This is a genomic window from Pseudomonas syringae group sp. 26L6, assembly GCF_032587815.1.
In the GTDB taxonomy this organism is placed as follows: domain Bacteria; phylum Pseudomonadota; class Gammaproteobacteria; order Pseudomonadales; family Pseudomonadaceae; genus Aquipseudomonas; species Aquipseudomonas amygdali.
The window spans coordinates 512403-527068 of the sequence record NZ_JAWHPJ010000018.1 but is presented as its reverse complement, the minus strand read 5'-3'; the positions used below and the strand labels follow the sequence as shown (position 1 = coordinate 527068).

Below are 14666 nucleotides of genomic sequence, written 5' to 3'. Positions count from 1 at the left end.
CACATGAGATGACCGGAACACAGCGGCATCCTGCCTTTGCAAAGGTGTTCGCACCGGGCCATCTCACCTTCGGCCTGATTGCGCCGCTGGAAGGCTATCCCGACGCTGCAGCGCCGACCATGAAAAATCACATTGCCCTCGCAAAACAGGCCGACAAAGCCGGTTTTGCAGCACTCTGGCTGAGGGATGTACCGCTTCTCGACCCAGGCTTTGGTGACGCTGGCCAGATATTCGACCCTTTCGTGTATGCAGCACTGCTTGCTGCGGTGACCACGCAAATCTGCATCGGTACAGCCGGTATCGTACTGACGCTGCGCAACCCGCTGATGGTCGCCAAACAGGCCTGCAGCCTTGATGTGTTGCTGGAGGGACGCTTCCTGCTGGGGTTGTCGACGGGTGATCGGCCCGGCGAATACCCTGCATTCGGCGAGAATTTCGACACACGCGCAGAGCGCTTCAGAGAGGGGGTCGAGATGCTGCACGCCGTAACCGAGCACTCTTTTCCGGCCTTCACGTCGCGCCACTACGGGAAACTCAATGGCACGCTGGACCTACTGCCAAAACCTTTTTTCGGGCGGTTGCCGATGCTCGCCATCGGTCGCTGTCAGCAGGACATCAAATGGCTGGCCAACCATATGGACGCCTGGATATGGCATCAGAGTGGCTTCAACACCCTGCCCGACGTGATCAATCACTGGCGCGATGCCAACGAGCAAAAACGATTCAAGCCCTACGGTTATGCGACGTTCTTTGATCTGGAGGACAACAAGGACGCGCCCATGAAAGTCGGCCGTGGCATCAGTACAGGGCGCAACGCCCTCATCGAGCTATGGCAGCGTCAACGGGAACAGGGCGTTTCGCATGTTGCGCTGAACCTGAAACCACTGAGACGTCCGGCCACGGAAGTGTTACAGGAGCTGGAAGAGTATGTGCTGCCGTATTTCCCGACCCGACGCAGTGAGCATGCCTGAGCGAGTATTTCGCCTGCACGGCCACTGTCGGCAAAGGATCTAGCAGGGAAGAACGACATAAAACCGACCTGGGAGGTCATCATGCGCACTGAAAAAGCTTATCCGATAAAACCTAACCCGATGCGCAGCAGCCGCAACAAGATACAGCTGGGTGTTTTCTCCACTAACACCGAGGGCGGCTGCACCGTTACCAATGCGCCGGAACGCCTTCGCGGAGACGATTGGGCAGGTAATCTGGAAATCGCCCGGGTGGCCGACGATGCGGGGTTTGAAGCCTTCATACCGGTAGGCCGCTGGAAAGGTTTTGGCGGCACCAACAACACCGGCGGTGTCTGTTTCGAAACCTACACCTGGGCTGCCGGTATTGCCGCCCTGACCCACCAGATTGCCGTGTTCACCACATCGCACCTGCCCACGGTTCATCCGCTGTTTGCAGCCAAGCAGGCGGTGACCATCGATCACATCAGCAGCGGGCGCTTCGGGCTGAATATTCTGTGCGGCTGGTACGGCGCGGAAATGCGCATGTTCAACGGCCAGATGATGGAACACGACAAACGCTACGACTACGCGGAAGAGTGGCTGCACATCGCAAAAAATGCCTGGGAGCAGCAAACACCGTTCGACTTCAAAGGAGAATATTTCAACATCTGCGACGCTATCTCGCAGCCGCACCCCCTCAACACCCCCTATCTGATCAATGCCGGCGGTTCACCGCGCGGCAAACGGTTTTGCGCCAAACACTGTGATGCCGCTTTCCTGATCGTCAAACACCTGGACGGTGAAGACGCCGTGCGTCAGCAGATTGCATCCTATAAAGACCTGGCGAAGCAGGAGTTCGACCGCGATATAAAGATATGGTGTTACGGCTACGTGGTGCAGAAGGACACGCAAGAACAAGCGGACGCCTACCTGGATTATTACGCCAACCAGCTGGGTGACGATGAGGGCTGCGATATCATCACCGGCGAGCTGGGCATTCAGACCGGTATTTTCACTCCGGAAGATGCGGTCCGTTTTCGCTTTCATTTCAAGGCAGGGTTTGCAGGCGTGCCGTTGGTAGGCACTCCGGAACAGATCGTGGAACTGTTCAAGAAATATTCTGACTGGGGGATCGATGGCATTGCACTGACATGGCTTGATTACCACGAAGGCATAAAGGATTTCGTCAGAGAAACATTGCCATTGATGGAACAGGCGGGCCTGCGCGAAGCAATCACTGTCGAGGCAATCACTCCGAAAGTAGCTGCCGAAGTAGCCTGATGATGAGGACTCCCTGGCGTAGTTAGCCAGGGAGCTTTACCCGAACGATTTAAATGGCCAGCATGCGTTGTGGATTCAAAAGCGTCATCTCGGCACGACGCTCGCAACTCAAACCGAACGCGTCGAACCACTGCCCGCTCATCGACAGCCACTCGTGCACATCGACCTGACTGGTCTGCCCAAGGTCGGAGCTGTAGACCACATTGGGAACATGACTCAATACCTTAGTGAAATCCTGTCGGTCCTGATAGCCCAACAAGTAGGTCAGCGCCGTCTGTTCGATGTAGACCGATGGCTCACTGCCAATCACCTCAAGCTCGGCTGCTTTCAGACCGGTCAACGGGTTGGCGGGCTGATTGAGCATCAGCCTTGGCACACCGATGCGCAGTGCTTCCTCGATCAGCATCCTGACTTCATCGGCGTCGGCATGCCCTGTCGAGATGACCAGCGGATAGTCACGGGCCATTTTGAGAATATCCAGCGTCTGCGGCGTAAGGCGTCCGTTCTGCGCTGTCACTCTGGCAGGCTTGATGGGCTTTTCGCGCAACAGCGGATGGCTCAGGTTACGGGCCAGCGTGCTGGTATGCGTTCTGCCTGTGACGGTTGGCAAGTGAACAATGAAACGTCCCGGTTCATCGCCGCGCAAACAGAGACTGCGCTCGACTACACGGTAGTCGATGCCGCCAGCGATCTCGTTCAGAACCACAGAACCGCTGACCGGAAACCCCTGATTGCGTGCTTCCCATGCCTGGGCAGCCGTGCACCCCAAGTGATTTTTCAATACGACCCGTCCCTGCACAGCAGCGTAGCGCCGGCCCGCCTCTATCGCGCCATGACGGCGAATGAACGCGTCAGGATTGGCGTGATAATGCACATCAATGAAGCCTGGCCCCTCGATCCGACTCATTGCACACACTCCGCTCTGGCGATCAGAAATGTATCGATGCTCTCCAGCACCCGGTCCAGATCATCCGCCAGCGGGCGCATCCCGCCATCCGGCACACACAGTGAGCGTTGCTTGTGGCCTTTGGTACGCAGCACATGACCCGCCCCCACCAGTTGCGACTTTCCGCCAAACACACTCAGCACACGCCCTTTGTAATCGAGCAGGCACTCACTGATATCCAGACCGCTCAGTAGCCGGAATCCCAGGGTCAGACGCTGTCCCTGGGTTGGTAGCGTTGCGTCATTCTCGCTGACGGGCGGGTGCTCGTGTTTCTGGCCTTCAGGCAACACCAGATCGTCCAGCAGGCGTTTGGCTTGCTCGACATGCCCTTGTTCTGCCAGATCCGCCATACGTCCCAGCCTGGAATCCAGCAGCGCATCGGCTTTGGCGGGAGAAGAAAGCAGCAACAACGCAGGCGTCGACCGCAGTAATGAAGTGCCTGCCAACGCCTGTACCAACGCACCACCCAAGGCCACGCCGACGAGTAGATCCGGCACACCCCAGGGCTCTAGCGCGCTGACCCAGCGCTGGGTAAACCCGTCAAAGTCTTCGCCCGCCTTGACCGGCAGGGACAGGGAATCAAAAACCCTGACCTGATAACCCGCCGCAGTGAAATGCTCGATCAGCGGTTTGGCGAAGCCACCCGCGTCCCAGACCGGCATCACCGGTGAAAGAATGAATACGCTTGATTGCCCGACACCGAAGGTCTGGCAGGTGATGCAATGACTCATGGCTTTTGCTCCTGCAAAAATGACAAGACCCGCTGTTTCGAGCGGGTCCGGTCGTTGATCCATCCTGACGGGTCAGCGGGTCGTGCGCAGACGTTCAACACTGGTGGCATAGCCGCGCAGGGTTGACTCGATAATGAGCTGTGCGGGCAGCACCTCCTTGATCAGGTCCGCCACCTCGCCGGCCCAGATCGCCCTGATACTCACATCATCGGCCGCCAGTGCTGCTTCATACTCAAGACGCAATTGATCGGCTGATGCAGCAAACGCCTGCTCCTCACCTACCCAACTGTCGGAAAATTTATTGGCGATCACTCGTCCGCTGTAGCCCTGCGGCCAGTCGATGCCGCGCACCTCATCGAAGATCCGGGTTCGCACCGTATCGCTCGCGACAGCCTGCACCAGGCGCTGTTTTACCCGTTCGGAAGGCAGTGCTTCCTGCGAAGCCAGAAAGCGCGTCCCCATCATCACGCCATCCATGCCGAGCGCAAGCGCAGCAGCCATGCCACGGCCATCGGCAATCCCGCCGGCACCGATAAGCACAACATCGTCACCCACCGCGTCGCGAACTGCCGGAAACAGCGGCAATGAAGCTCGGCGCAAACTGTGACCACCCGCCTCGGCGCCTTGCACGATCAGCGCATCGGCACCGGCGTCCAGCGCTTCTAGCGCCTGGTCGACGTCATGCACCTGAACGATGACTTTGGCGTTGGCCTGTTGAATGGGCCGGACGAAAGGACGTACATCACCAAACGACAACGCAACCACTGCCGGGCGGTACTCGAGAGCCAGCTGAAGCAATTCGAACTGCTTCGCCACGGTAAACATGACCAGGCCCACACCCCATGGTTGCTGCACGTCGTGCATCATCTCAAGTTCACGCGCCATCCATTGCGGATCGCCGTAACTGGCACCCACCAAACCCAGACCACCGGCCCGGGAAACTGCAGCCGCCAGACGCCCTCCGGACGCCCCACCCATCGGTGCCAGAATCAGAGGATGTTCAATTCCAAGAAGAGAAGTCAGTGCTGTATTGATCGTGGCCATCGCCTGATACCTGTGAAAATCCGAGTGAATGTCAGACGAAGGCGACGTCTAAGCAGCCTTCGTCTGCAGCTAATGGATCAACCCGCTTTTTTTAATGCAATTTCAGGGGTGATGTACTCGGCCACGTTATAGAGGTGATATTCCCAGGTACCGGTTTCCTTTAACCGCGAGTATCGCGACAGAAACTCTTTGTCGGTAAACAGCGACTCGAACTGACTGCGATCACTCCATTGCGCCTGATTGATGACGGTCTTGCCGTCCGTGCTCTTCATCAATCGGCTCCATTTGAACGCACTGTAAGTACGTGCGACATAACTGACCGTTTCTTCGAGAATCTCGATAGCCAGATTCTGAGCACCTTCATTGACCTGTACAACATTGATTAGATACACCGCCTTGTCATCGGTGACGGAGTGAGCATCGAACAATTCCATTTTCATAATCAGTTCCATTTATAAAAAGAAGTATAAGAACACGTAGTCAAGCCAGAAGCGGTGTTGAAGCCGCCGGTTTACCGTCTTGCCAGAGCAGCGGTGAAATCACCTCGGCCACTGCCGTTTTCTCGACCAGCCCGATAATGATCTCGTGAGTGCCGCAGGTCATTCGTTGGGCCACCGAACAGAAAAGCGTCGCCTGGGCGGTACGCAGATAAGGCACCCCCTGGTCCTGCTGCCAGTCTCCGCTTTCAAACCGCGCAGGCCCGTTGACTGCTCCGCCAAACACGCTGACCAGTTCGGCCTGCCCGGTTTGCAACAGATTGACCGAGAACTTTCCCCGCTCAAGCAAAGGCAGGTAAACACTGGCGCTGTGATTGATGCACACCAGAATGGACGGCGGGTCACTGCATACCGAACTGACGGCAGTGGCTGCCATACCGTAAGGCGTGCCTTCATGTTCGGTCGCCACAAGGGTGACGGTCGACGTCAGGCGGCGCATGGCTTTCTTGAATGCAGCGACATTCATGTCGGGAGACTCAGGTGCGCTGAGTCGAGTTTGAGGTTCAGGCACATTTGCGCGTGCTGCCAATCGGGAAGCCTGATTCATGGCCGTTCTCCCACGCTGACTTTTTCAGCGTCCGTCAGCCAGGGCTGGTCGTAACGATAGGTGCTGCGGGCATTCTCCAGTGTCGAGCCCGTGGATATGGCCTCGATAATGCTGCGCTCAGTCTGCTCGACCGCCTGAGCACGGCGTACAACCTCGGCGGCCAGTTGCTGTGGAATAACCACGCAACCACTGCCATCACAGACCAGAAGATCACCGGGCCGGACAGTAACCCCATCAATGACCACAGGCACTTGTACCGCTTTGAGTTGTGCGCGGTTCTTGGCTGACTGCATGAAACGGCCACGACTGAACAACGGATAGTTGCACCTGATAACGGTATCGATATCACGTGCCACGCCATCGATAACAGTGCCTTTGATGCCGTTGGCCAAGGCGAAGTGGGTCATGATATCGCCCCATACCGTGCAGTCATGACGCCCGGCGTTGGAGGAAACAATCACCGCGCCGCAAGGCACATGATCGATGTAGTTGGCAGCCCCTTTGAATGCCGTTGGCGTATCGACAGCTTCGTACTGCACGGTAAACGCAACACCGACACAACGAGTGCCCGGCACTTGCGAAACAATACCCGGCAGCCCTCCATTGATCCCGAGACTGTCCAGTGCATCAGACAGCGAAGCGGTATCCAGATGTTCACATGCGTCCAGCACGGTTTGCGTAATTGCCACCGTTTCAAAGTGCACTGACATAACGTTCTCCCTGAACTGAGGCCTGTTCGGTGCGGTAGCCGACAGAGCTGGCCTGCAACTCAATGCACTGCTGGACAATCGCTTCGCCCACCTGGTCAGTGGTGTGGGAACCGCCAAGGTCGTAACTGCGAACGCCAGATTGTGAAACCAGGCTGACGGCGTGAGTGATACATGCCGCCTGGGCCGGGTATCCCAGATGTTCCAGCATCAGTGCAATGGCCATGAACATCGCGCTGGGGTTGGCCTTGTTCAACCCTGCATGAGCAGGCGCACTGCCATGTACAGGTTCGAAGTAAGCACCTGAATTGCCAAAGTTGCCGCTGGGCGCAAAACCCAGGCCACCCATTACGCCAGCGCCCAGATCGGAAAGGATGTCGCCGAACATGTTCTCGGCAACAATCACCCCGAAGCGTTCGGGCCGTTGCACCATCCACAAGGCAACCGCATCGACATTTTCGATAACACCGGTTATGTCCGGATAACGCTGTGCGATTTCTTCGAAGATACCCCGTGCAAACGCACTGCTGTGTCGCAGCACCATCGGCTTGTCGACAAACGTGACCCGGGTGAAGGTGTTCTTGCGCGCGTAATCGAATGCGTATTCAAAAATACGAGTCAAACCACTGCGCGTCTGCAGGCGCAACGTGACGGTCGCATCCTCCTGCCCTTCCCGCTGCCACGGCGCACCAAGTGCTTCGCGCTCTTCAAGCAAGGGCACCAGCGCATCCGGGACATGCCCGAAGTCCAGCCCCGCATAAAGACCTTCGGTGTTTTCTCTGATCACGACAAAGCGAAATCTGTCTTCACCGGTCATGTCGGTAACCGGGCGTACATTGGCGTAAAGGTCCAGGTTCTGCCTGAGCTGAATGACCGGGCTGACGTAGCGGCGGTTCTGGCCCTGAAGTGCCAGGGGCAGCTCTGCTTCCGCCTCTGCCAGCGGCTTGCTGGTTATTGCCCCCAGCAACGTTGCGTCACAGCTGGCCATGACTTCCCAGGTCTGGGCAGGAACCGTTTCACCCTCGCGCTTCCAGCATTCCCAGCCGATATCCGCCGGTATCAGATCAAACGGCAGGTGCAACGCTGCAATCACCGGAAGCGCCGCTTCCATGACCTCAATGCCGATACCGTCGCCGGGCAGAATGCATATACGCTTGCGGGATATTTGGGCGGTCATAGCGCAACTCCTTTTACGCTTTGCGACAGGTCACTGAAGATATTCGACAACGCCGCTCGCGGAGCAAGGCGCGCCACTTTGTCCTGTTGATGCATGACCTCGATCGCTCGGTACTCGGAGGTCAGTTGAAACCGTTCAAGGGTGTCTGCCACCCGCTGACTGACATCGTAGGGGAAGTTGTAAGTGCCCAGAATGATATCCATCAGCGGGCTGGGCATATTGTTATGCGGTATCGAGTTGGCTGTGACAGCGGACAATTCGATCACCTTGACCAAGTCAAAACCGTGGCTGACGCCTATACGCTCCAGATAAGCCACCAGCATGCTCAAGTGAAGATTCCCGGCCCCTTTACCCATGCCGCAGATGGACGTGTCGATGTATTCAGCACCGGCCTCGATAGCCGCCGATGCATTCGCCAGCGCCAGCGACAGATTGTTATGGGCGTGAAACCCCAGTGGCACCAGCAACCGGCTTGCGAGGCGACTGAACAGCCGATGCACATCGGCTGGCAGCATATGACCGTTGGAATCCGCGCAACAGATGATGTCCGCACCGGCACCCTCTGCCCGAGCGGCAGTATCGAGCACGGCTCCCGGCGTCTGCGATGTCACATGCGTTACATTGGCGCTGACACTGAAGCCGTGATCCCGGGCCAGTGACAAGGTCGCCAGCCCTTCATCCAGTTGATCGCGGCGCAGACAGACACGAATCATCGAAACACCCTGCTCCTTGAGCATGGCGAAGTCATCTACCGTGATGTTTTTCGGGTGAACCATAACCGCCAGCTCAATACGTCCAGCGGCGGCCTGCGCAATGTTCTCAATAAAGCGTGCGCCTACATCACTGGTCAGCCCGTGCTCGCCCTTCGGCGCAAATGATCCCTTGCAGTAACCAATTTCACAGAGGTCGACGCCTGCATCCGCCAGGCCTGAAGTAATAGCTCGAGCCTGGTCTTCCGTGAAGTTGAAGTTGTTTCGATAACCACCGTCACGCAATGTAACGTCGAGAATCTTTATGTCGGCCATGAGAATCTCCGGCTGTCCTTAGGTTGTAAACAGGGTGCTTGAGATGATCTTGCCACTGCCTCTATTCTTGTCGTTATCCAACAGCGCCGCACCTGCAAACATTGCCGAGCCGACACCTGAACGTCTCGGAGTTTCGAATCATTAACTTCTTAACTCGACATTGATCCTCGTCAAAATCGACCGCATTGTAAATTGTCGATATTTGATCAGGGGATGGGAATTTTTTCACCGCCACCTTATGTGTCTGCCGAAATAACGACTTCTGGCACTGGCCCGACTAGCGATAACAGCTTTCTACATAATTCATCGCGGCCTGAATGGAAGCCACCGCGCGCAAGTCTTCATGCACGCCCAGCCAGACATCAACCTCCAGCGGTGCCGACAGCTCTACCCGGCACAGACGAGAGTTAGCCTCTACCGCAAAACTTGGAAGCAAGGCAATGCCCACACCGGTTTCCGCGGCACGAATTTGCAGTTCTACTGTTTTGGCTTCCAGCACGAAGGGGCGTTCACCGACAATATTTCTGAGCCAACCGTTCTGACTGTCGCTCATCAGTTCATTGTCGTAGGCAATAAACTCATAGTGCTCCGGGTGCCGCTCCTCCAGATAAAAACGTGCGCAATAAAATGAAAATGAGGCGGTGCCGATACGTCGTGCGACGATGCCACTTTCAACCGGTCTGGAAAACCGTATGCACAAGTCAGACTGGCAACTGGATAACGACGAATACTGATGATCCCCCAGCAAGCGCAGCACAATGCCGGGGTGCATGGCACGAAACGCCCCCAGTTGCGGCACCAACTTCTCGACCGCCACCGAGGGCGGCGCGCTGATGGTCACTTCCACACCCTGCGCTACCTGCGCGGCAACAGCGAGACGGCCAATGGCCTGGGTCTGCGCCTCGATCTGCCGCCCGATAGCCGCCAGACGCCGCCCTTCATCAGTCAACTCGTACAACCGCTTGCGACGGTCGACAAGCTTTACATTCAGGGATTTTTCCAGCGAAGCGATACGCCGCGAAACAGTAGCGTGCTCCACACCCAGCACCCTGGCAGCGCCGCTCAAGGAACGAATGGCGGAAAACATCACGAAGTAATGCAAGTCCTCCCAGTCAAAACAGACTTTCGGTTTTCTGAACAGGTTATTAACGTCAAGGGAAACTGATCCATCCAATGGAGTCATTGTCATTCAAGTCATGTCCTTATACGGTTCGCGCGAATAAAAGTCTTCATTACGTATCGACGATGAGTAGTGGCAGACGTGCAGAACGATAAGGATAATGCTGATAACTTCCTCAGGCCCGAAGAGCGAGCGGGTGCCGCTGGGTAGTTTAGATTATTGGCGGGTGGGTATTGCAGAGAGGGGGTCGGATGATTTGGGACGGGGGTGTCCGGAATGGGGAGATTGGTTTGGAAAGAAGCAGCAAGATTAAAAAGAGAGGTTATTGCTAAGCATAGAGCATTTTTACTTGTTAGCTACATACAGGATATAACTATCTAGAAACACTATTACAGTTACCTTTCAGTTCATAATGAGTAGAACGGCAACCTTCTCAGGTTGAACTCAATCACTACCCCAATAGATTCATACTTCTCAGCAATACATCACCCACGTTCATAAAAAACACTTTCAAATGCTTCATCGACGCTCCACCTCCTTATCCATATACGTACGTTATACGTCTCCCCCCTTAAACCCCTCCCACTAACGCCGCGAAATCCAGCTTAAATTTTTCGATTATAATAAGAAAACTCGACATAACTTTCGATACCACTAAACGCATCAATCCGCTCAAGGGTCAGCACCTCAACAGTGTACTCGCCCGGCAAAAAAGCAAAGTGTTTTATATCTCTGACCTGTGTAGACTTATAATCACCCTCATATTCAAAAGCCTGCCCGGAATTAACACCTTCAGTTATGACGACCTCATCAAAAAAAAAGTTCCCATTTTTCAGAATTCGCAAATGAACAGGAATAGCAACACCTTTCCCGTTATGCATATCTCCGCCCCACACTTTCCCTTGTCGAGCCGCTTCAGATTTATTTTTGCTCCAGACGAATAAAAGAGCGATCCTATAGCCACCACGTTCGCCAACCCTGAATTGTGCGACCGCAGACTTACTCGGCAAAGAAACATCAATAGGTTTGACTATCAACACCTTTTCTGAACACCCTGCAAAAAGAAAACATAACAACAGCGTAAAGAAACCGTTAAAAAAAGACATATATGAACAGCTCCTAATATAGTAAAAAGCAACACATCTATATACGTGAAAAATCACCCTCCCACCAAAGTTTTTCCACAACCGCTCTCTCAAATTCTCCTGCGCATGCCGCTGTAACGTACGCAGGAAATACTCAATCACCCGCTGCTTCCCGGTCTTAGCTTCCGCCGTCACCGCCATGTCCAGCGGCAGCTTGATGTCCACATTAGCCGACTTGAGTCACGTCAGCTACATTCGCCGCAGTTCCCCCTAGGCTATGGGCTAAACCCGACTCGGCATCGACGCCGATATGCGCTTTCATATCGAAGAAATATTGATTTCCTTTCTTCGTCTGATGCATATCAGGATCGCGCTTGCCTTCCTTGTTTTTGGTCGAGCTCGGCGCGTTAAGTTTCGAGTATTTTGAATTCGGAATCCATATCACGCAAATAGCTCTCAGGCGCATCTATATACTTTTGAGTAGCAAACTTAGGTTGTAATGACCACGTTTCCATATCGCCAGTGGGCTTTGGCAGAAAGTTCTCAATCAATCATGGCGGCAATTCTACCCAACCGACTTTTCGTACAAAACCTAGAAAAAATGGACATCCAACATCCGAAAAATTCAAGCAAGCCGTTCTGACCCACCCTCTATTTCTCGCCTTTGAAAACTACAAAACATTATTATAATCATACATGTATTCAATATACTCCAACTCACCCCACACATGACCATCCAGCCTGTCAATCATAACTACCCCACCAACCTTCCCCTCATCTCCACCAACAATACTAAAAACCCAAAATACTGGCGGTGACTTCTCCGCCCGAGAAGAATCGAATACGACATCAAAACCTTTAGCTCTTGCATAGTCAACGGCAAAAGCAGCAGCTTTTTCAAATTCAATATTACTCACATCTCTGTATCTGACAGGAGAGCTGAAGACCTCAATCCCTTTACGCTTCAACTCAGTAACTATTGAAACCATCTTCACTCTTTCTACATTCAACCCCAGATAACCAGAGTATTTTTTCCCGGGCATACACACAAAATTCTTATCAAATATACGCAAAGGTCCAAATTCGGCACCTTTATGCTGACCCAATACAAATGCATCACACTTCATTCTCAACCTCACAATATCTTATGGTCGAATCACCACGCCACTACCAGTCAACACTGATTTCAAGCTATCTATTGGCACCGAGTAAGACGATCCCACCCCAACTGGCCAAGGGTCTTTAATGAATGCCCGACCACTTTGAACGGACTCAACAACAATCGCATGTGCACCAGCACCGGCCCTAACACTTGCTACAACTGAAGCGCCACTCTGGATAGAATCGGTAATAATGTCGACATTTAAAGCTGACATATACTCTGCCCCCCTTCAAAGCCAAGCTCTTTTAGTCCGCTAGGTATTTTAGACAACGCAGTACCTTCATGCGTCGTTCCAATCGCCTCTCGGCCGCGCTGCTCGCTCCTGACTCAGCAGTAGAGGGAACGCCTTTTGGACCAACTCAACTTTTGCCTTTGATATGATTTCGCCACGGGACAAGCAGCTCCTCCAGCAAGACTCGATCAATAACACCATCATCAATGGTGCTCACAAAAGTAGTAACTAACTGAAAATCAAAGGAAATATTTTTTCAGGTAGTTTTTTACGGCACGAATTAGTTCTTCCACCTCATCTAGATTTTTCGAGCCCATATTAATAGAGAGTGTATTTTGCTGCAGTGCTGAATAAAGCTCTAATATTCTACCCACTACTTCTGCGCTCCCTTCATCTATTGGATAAATAAAGTTTGGCGGGGGCAATGCTCCATATTCTTGAGGCGGCGACCTCATTCACAAACTGCTGCACCTTAGATCTAATGTGCTGATCCAAATCCTGAGCCACGTAGAAAGTTAACTGTTGCTTTTCATGCTCTAGCGGTTCTGAATGCATTATTCAGCTCCTTTTTTCGACGGGTATGCCGGGAGAGCAGCCTCTGAACCGCCCGGATTATATCTAAAACCTCCTGGCATGTGCGCGTCCAAATGCCGTGTATCAGGCAGAGGCACAGTAAGTGTTTGCCCCCTGAACATGGTGCGTTCATCCGCAGCTTAAAACGAACAATTTAGATCAATAGTTCTTTAATAACCTCCGGTAGCGCGATCGCCACAAATCCTCTCTCGGTATCATCAAACTCACCGGCACGTTTAAAAACAATACCTCCTGCCTTACTTACACAACGGAGCCAATCAAAGTCTTTAGATATCTCCCCAGTCCATCTCATATCGAGAGCACGCCGAAAATCAAAACTTTTCGGCAATGCAGCAATGTATGAACAGCGTTCATGCACAATCAAATCCGCAACTATTTCTATGGATGACTCGTAAAAACACATAACGCCAAAAAACTTCACGCCTCCACCAACTTCAACCATAGTCTCAATCGCGTCATTACTATCAGGTATCTCAAACCCTCTCGACCTCAACGCCCCCCATAATTTCTTATGACGTACCACTCGTGTATCTGGCTGTGTTGCCGAATTACCTAAGAACAACCAAAAATCATACTGAGAAAATCTTTCGGCTACCAACTTATAGATAAACCTTAGAACAAGACCTAGTGGCTTTTGTGCCTCTAGTGAAATCGAAAAACTTGCAGCCGACAATACCGCCCCCTCCGCGATGGCTGCGCACGGGATATAGATTATTTCATTTTCCTTTAAAACATTAACCGTACTAGCGACTCTGACATCAGTAGTCATAATGGTTCCCCGATTCATCATTAAAGTGAGAGCCTCGATTTTGTGGATTTCCTACACCGAAATCATGCCCTCCCTCATCGTCGCGAATTCTTACCGTTCGAGTGCCGCCACCCGACGCAGGCACCTCAAATTCATAAATTTTTCCCGGCTGAGGATTACCTCGCTTGTCTACGTTGGGTAGCACACTGCTAGGCTGCTGACTTGTCGGGATACCTGATCGACGCTTAGCTTCGTTAAATGCACCACTTCGCGCAGCACCAATGGGACTCATATTTTCTGGAACTGTGCCTTTTACAGCGACTGTACCCACGGTCGCAGGAGTTCGACCAAGAAGTGCTATCCCACCAGCAGCCATCAGGTCGGTAAGCAGAGTAGCACGCTCTTTTACATCTGTTATTGATCTCCCCTTCTGAGCATCGAGCCAGCTCGTGTCTTTGACCCACTGATCAAGCCCGGCCGTTTCCTCAGGTGTCAGCCATCCTTCCTTCACGTTTTTGGCGTAAGCCATCTGCTTATCAGAAACGAATAGCGCGCCCCAACCATCCACGCCTTGTGACGGAACAGCAACCGCCCCGGGATTGCCTGTAAGCAAACCAGCCATATCGTAAGAAACGCTGTGCTTCAAGAAGTTAAGCAAGTCTTTGGCGACAGGCTCTGTGAGCGAGACCGCGCTTCTCTGAATGTCCTCGACGCAGGATCGGCTTGTGCAAGCATTGATGGCCATTGAGCGTTCGCTCGATAGCTTCTCGTAGTCAGCAATGATTGAGCGGATGTTCTGCTCTGAGCAACCTTGCGAAGC

16 protein-coding genes and 1 pseudogene are annotated in these 14666 nt (G+C 53.4%); 2 read left to right on the top strand and 15 right to left on the bottom strand.

Annotated elements, in window-relative coordinates; translation table 11 throughout:
* Nucleotides 1–8 precede the first annotated feature (8 nt).
* Complete coding sequence (locus tag RYA97_RS09945; RefSeq protein WP_005746894.1) at nucleotides 9–971, top strand: LLM class oxidoreductase; 963 nt, start codon at nucleotides 9–11, stop codon at nucleotides 969–971.
* Between the two features lie 81 nt (nucleotides 972–1052).
* Nucleotides 1053–2231: an LLM class flavin-dependent oxidoreductase gene (locus RYA97_RS09940; RefSeq protein ID WP_005780190.1), complete on the top strand. Its 1179-nt coding sequence runs from the start codon at nucleotides 1053–1055 to the stop codon at nucleotides 2229–2231.
* A 49-nt stretch (nucleotides 2232–2280) separates the two neighbouring features.
* Here RYA97_RS09940 and RYA97_RS09935 read toward each other — a convergent pair whose 3' ends face one another.
* The 15 genes and pseudogenes from RYA97_RS09935 to RYA97_RS09865 form a co-directional block, all read right to left on the bottom strand.
* Nucleotides 2281–3138, bottom strand: a complete 858-nt coding sequence (locus RYA97_RS09935) for a DUF6282 family protein (RefSeq protein WP_117139398.1) — start codon at nucleotides 3136–3138, stop codon at nucleotides 2281–2283.
* On the bottom strand, nucleotides 3135–3908 hold the full coding sequence (locus tag RYA97_RS09930; protein ID WP_117139399.1) for a hypothetical protein: 774 nt from the start codon (nucleotides 3906–3908) through the stop codon (nucleotides 3135–3137). Before RYA97_RS09930 ends, RYA97_RS09935 begins: the two co-directional genes overlap by 4 nt.
* Nucleotides 3909–3980: 72 nt before the next feature.
* The gene (locus tag RYA97_RS09925; protein WP_016981912.1) at nucleotides 3981–4952 is read right to left on the bottom strand and encodes an NAD(P)H-dependent flavin oxidoreductase; all 972 of its coding nucleotides are present in this window, start codon (nucleotides 4950–4952) and stop codon (nucleotides 3981–3983) included.
* Between the two features lie 77 nt (nucleotides 4953–5029).
* Entirely contained in the window at nucleotides 5030–5392 is a 363-nt protein-coding gene (locus RYA97_RS09920; protein WP_005746899.1) for an antibiotic biosynthesis monooxygenase, read from the bottom strand.
* 40 nt (nucleotides 5393–5432) lie between these two features.
* The gene (locus tag RYA97_RS09915; protein WP_016981910.1) at nucleotides 5433–5915 is read right to left on the bottom strand and encodes a flavin reductase family protein; all 483 of its coding nucleotides are present in this window, start codon (nucleotides 5913–5915) and stop codon (nucleotides 5433–5435) included.
* 77 nt (nucleotides 5916–5992) lie between these two features.
* Complete coding sequence (locus tag RYA97_RS09910) at nucleotides 5993–6706, bottom strand: RraA family protein (protein WP_005746901.1); 714 nt, start codon at nucleotides 6704–6706, stop codon at nucleotides 5993–5995.
* Complete coding sequence (locus RYA97_RS09905) at nucleotides 6690–7880, bottom strand: isocitrate/isopropylmalate dehydrogenase family protein (RefSeq protein ID WP_057404939.1); 1191 nt, start codon at nucleotides 7878–7880, stop codon at nucleotides 6690–6692. The genes RYA97_RS09910 and RYA97_RS09905 overlap by 17 nt, the downstream gene beginning before the upstream one ends.
* Nucleotides 7877–8905 (bottom strand): nucleoid-structuring protein H-NS, encoded by a 1029-nt coding sequence (locus RYA97_RS09900; protein ID WP_005780178.1) that lies wholly within the window; start codon nucleotides 8903–8905, stop codon nucleotides 7877–7879. The genes RYA97_RS09905 and RYA97_RS09900 overlap by 4 nt, the downstream gene beginning before the upstream one ends.
* A 277-nt stretch (nucleotides 8906–9182) precedes the next feature.
* The gene (locus RYA97_RS09895; protein WP_005746904.1) at nucleotides 9183–10094 is read right to left on the bottom strand and encodes a LysR family transcriptional regulator; all 912 of its coding nucleotides are present in this window, start codon (nucleotides 10092–10094) and stop codon (nucleotides 9183–9185) included.
* A gap of 536 nt (nucleotides 10095–10630) precedes the next feature.
* Entirely contained in the window at nucleotides 10631–11335 is a 705-nt protein-coding gene (locus RYA97_RS09890) for a DUF5625 family protein (RefSeq protein WP_117139400.1), read from the bottom strand.
* Between the two features lie 7 nt (nucleotides 11336–11342).
* Nucleotides 11343–11522: pseudogene (locus RYA97_RS09885) on the bottom strand (transposase); the annotation flags it as partial.
* A 259-nt stretch (nucleotides 11523–11781) separates the two neighbouring features.
* Nucleotides 11782–12237: a hypothetical protein gene (locus RYA97_RS09880; protein ID WP_117139401.1), complete on the bottom strand. Its 456-nt coding sequence runs from the start codon at nucleotides 12235–12237 to the stop codon at nucleotides 11782–11784.
* A gap of 506 nt (nucleotides 12238–12743) precedes the next feature.
* Nucleotides 12744–12959: a hypothetical protein gene (locus tag RYA97_RS09875; RefSeq protein ID WP_232829545.1), complete on the bottom strand. Its 216-nt coding sequence runs from the start codon at nucleotides 12957–12959 to the stop codon at nucleotides 12744–12746.
* Between the two features lie 272 nt (nucleotides 12960–13231).
* Nucleotides 13232–13867: a hypothetical protein gene (locus RYA97_RS09870; protein ID WP_232829546.1), complete on the bottom strand. Its 636-nt coding sequence runs from the start codon at nucleotides 13865–13867 to the stop codon at nucleotides 13232–13234.
* Nucleotides 13857–14591 carry an HNH/endonuclease VII fold putative polymorphic toxin gene (locus tag RYA97_RS09865; protein ID WP_232829547.1) on the bottom strand — a complete coding sequence of 245 codons (735 nt, stop codon included), beginning with the start codon at nucleotides 14589–14591 and terminating at the stop codon, nucleotides 13857–13859. The genes RYA97_RS09870 and RYA97_RS09865 overlap by 11 nt, the downstream gene beginning before the upstream one ends.
* Nucleotides 14592–14666: the final 75 nt, after the last annotated feature.

What these genes read in the sequence shown, in the direction of transcription:
- RYA97_RS09945 (WP_005746894.1), top strand. Translation starts at nt 9, where the DNA reads ATGACCGGAACACAGCGGCATCCTGCCTTTGCAAAGGTGTTCGCACCG.
- RYA97_RS09920 (WP_005746899.1), bottom strand. Translation starts at nt 5,392, where the DNA reads ATGAAAATGGAATTGTTCGATGCTCACTCCGTCACCGATGACAAGGCG.
- RYA97_RS09915 (WP_016981910.1), bottom strand. Translation starts at nt 5,915, where the DNA reads ATGAATGTCGCTGCATTCAAGAAAGCCATGCGCCGCCTGACGTCGACC.
- RYA97_RS09900 (WP_005780178.1), bottom strand. Translation starts at nt 8,905, where the DNA reads ATGGCCGACATAAAGATTCTCGACGTTACATTGCGTGACGGTGGTTAT.
- RYA97_RS09910 (WP_005746901.1), bottom strand. Translation starts at nt 6,706, where the DNA reads ATGTCAGTGCACTTTGAAACGGTGGCAATTACGCAAACCGTGCTGGAC.
- RYA97_RS09925 (WP_016981912.1), bottom strand. Translation starts at nt 4,952, where the DNA reads ATGGCCACGATCAATACAGCACTGACTTCTCTTCTTGGAATTGAACAT.
- RYA97_RS09880 (WP_117139401.1), bottom strand. Translation starts at nt 12,237, where the DNA reads ATGAAGTGTGATGCATTTGTATTGGGTCAGCATAAAGGTGCCGAATTT.
- RYA97_RS09895 (WP_005746904.1), bottom strand. Translation starts at nt 10,094, where the DNA reads ATGACAATGACTCCATTGGATGGATCAGTTTCCCTTGACGTTAATAAC.
- RYA97_RS09875 (WP_232829545.1), bottom strand. Translation starts at nt 12,959, where the DNA reads ATGAGGTCGCCGCCTCAAGAATATGGAGCATTGCCCCCGCCAAACTTT.
- RYA97_RS09935 (WP_117139398.1), bottom strand. Translation starts at nt 3,138, where the DNA reads ATGAGTCGGATCGAGGGGCCAGGCTTCATTGATGTGCATTATCACGCC.
- RYA97_RS09940 (WP_005780190.1), top strand. Translation starts at nt 1,053, where the DNA reads ATGCGCACTGAAAAAGCTTATCCGATAAAACCTAACCCGATGCGCAGC.
- RYA97_RS09905 (WP_057404939.1), bottom strand. Translation starts at nt 7,880, where the DNA reads ATGACCGCCCAAATATCCCGCAAGCGTATATGCATTCTGCCCGGCGAC.
- RYA97_RS09870 (WP_232829546.1), bottom strand. Translation starts at nt 13,867, where the DNA reads ATGACTACTGATGTCAGAGTCGCTAGTACGGTTAATGTTTTAAAGGAA.
- RYA97_RS09865 (WP_232829547.1), bottom strand. Translation starts at nt 14,591, where the DNA reads ATGGCCATCAATGCTTGCACAAGCCGATCCTGCGTCGAGGACATTCAG.
- RYA97_RS09930 (WP_117139399.1), bottom strand. Translation starts at nt 3,908, where the DNA reads ATGAGTCATTGCATCACCTGCCAGACCTTCGGTGTCGGGCAATCAAGC.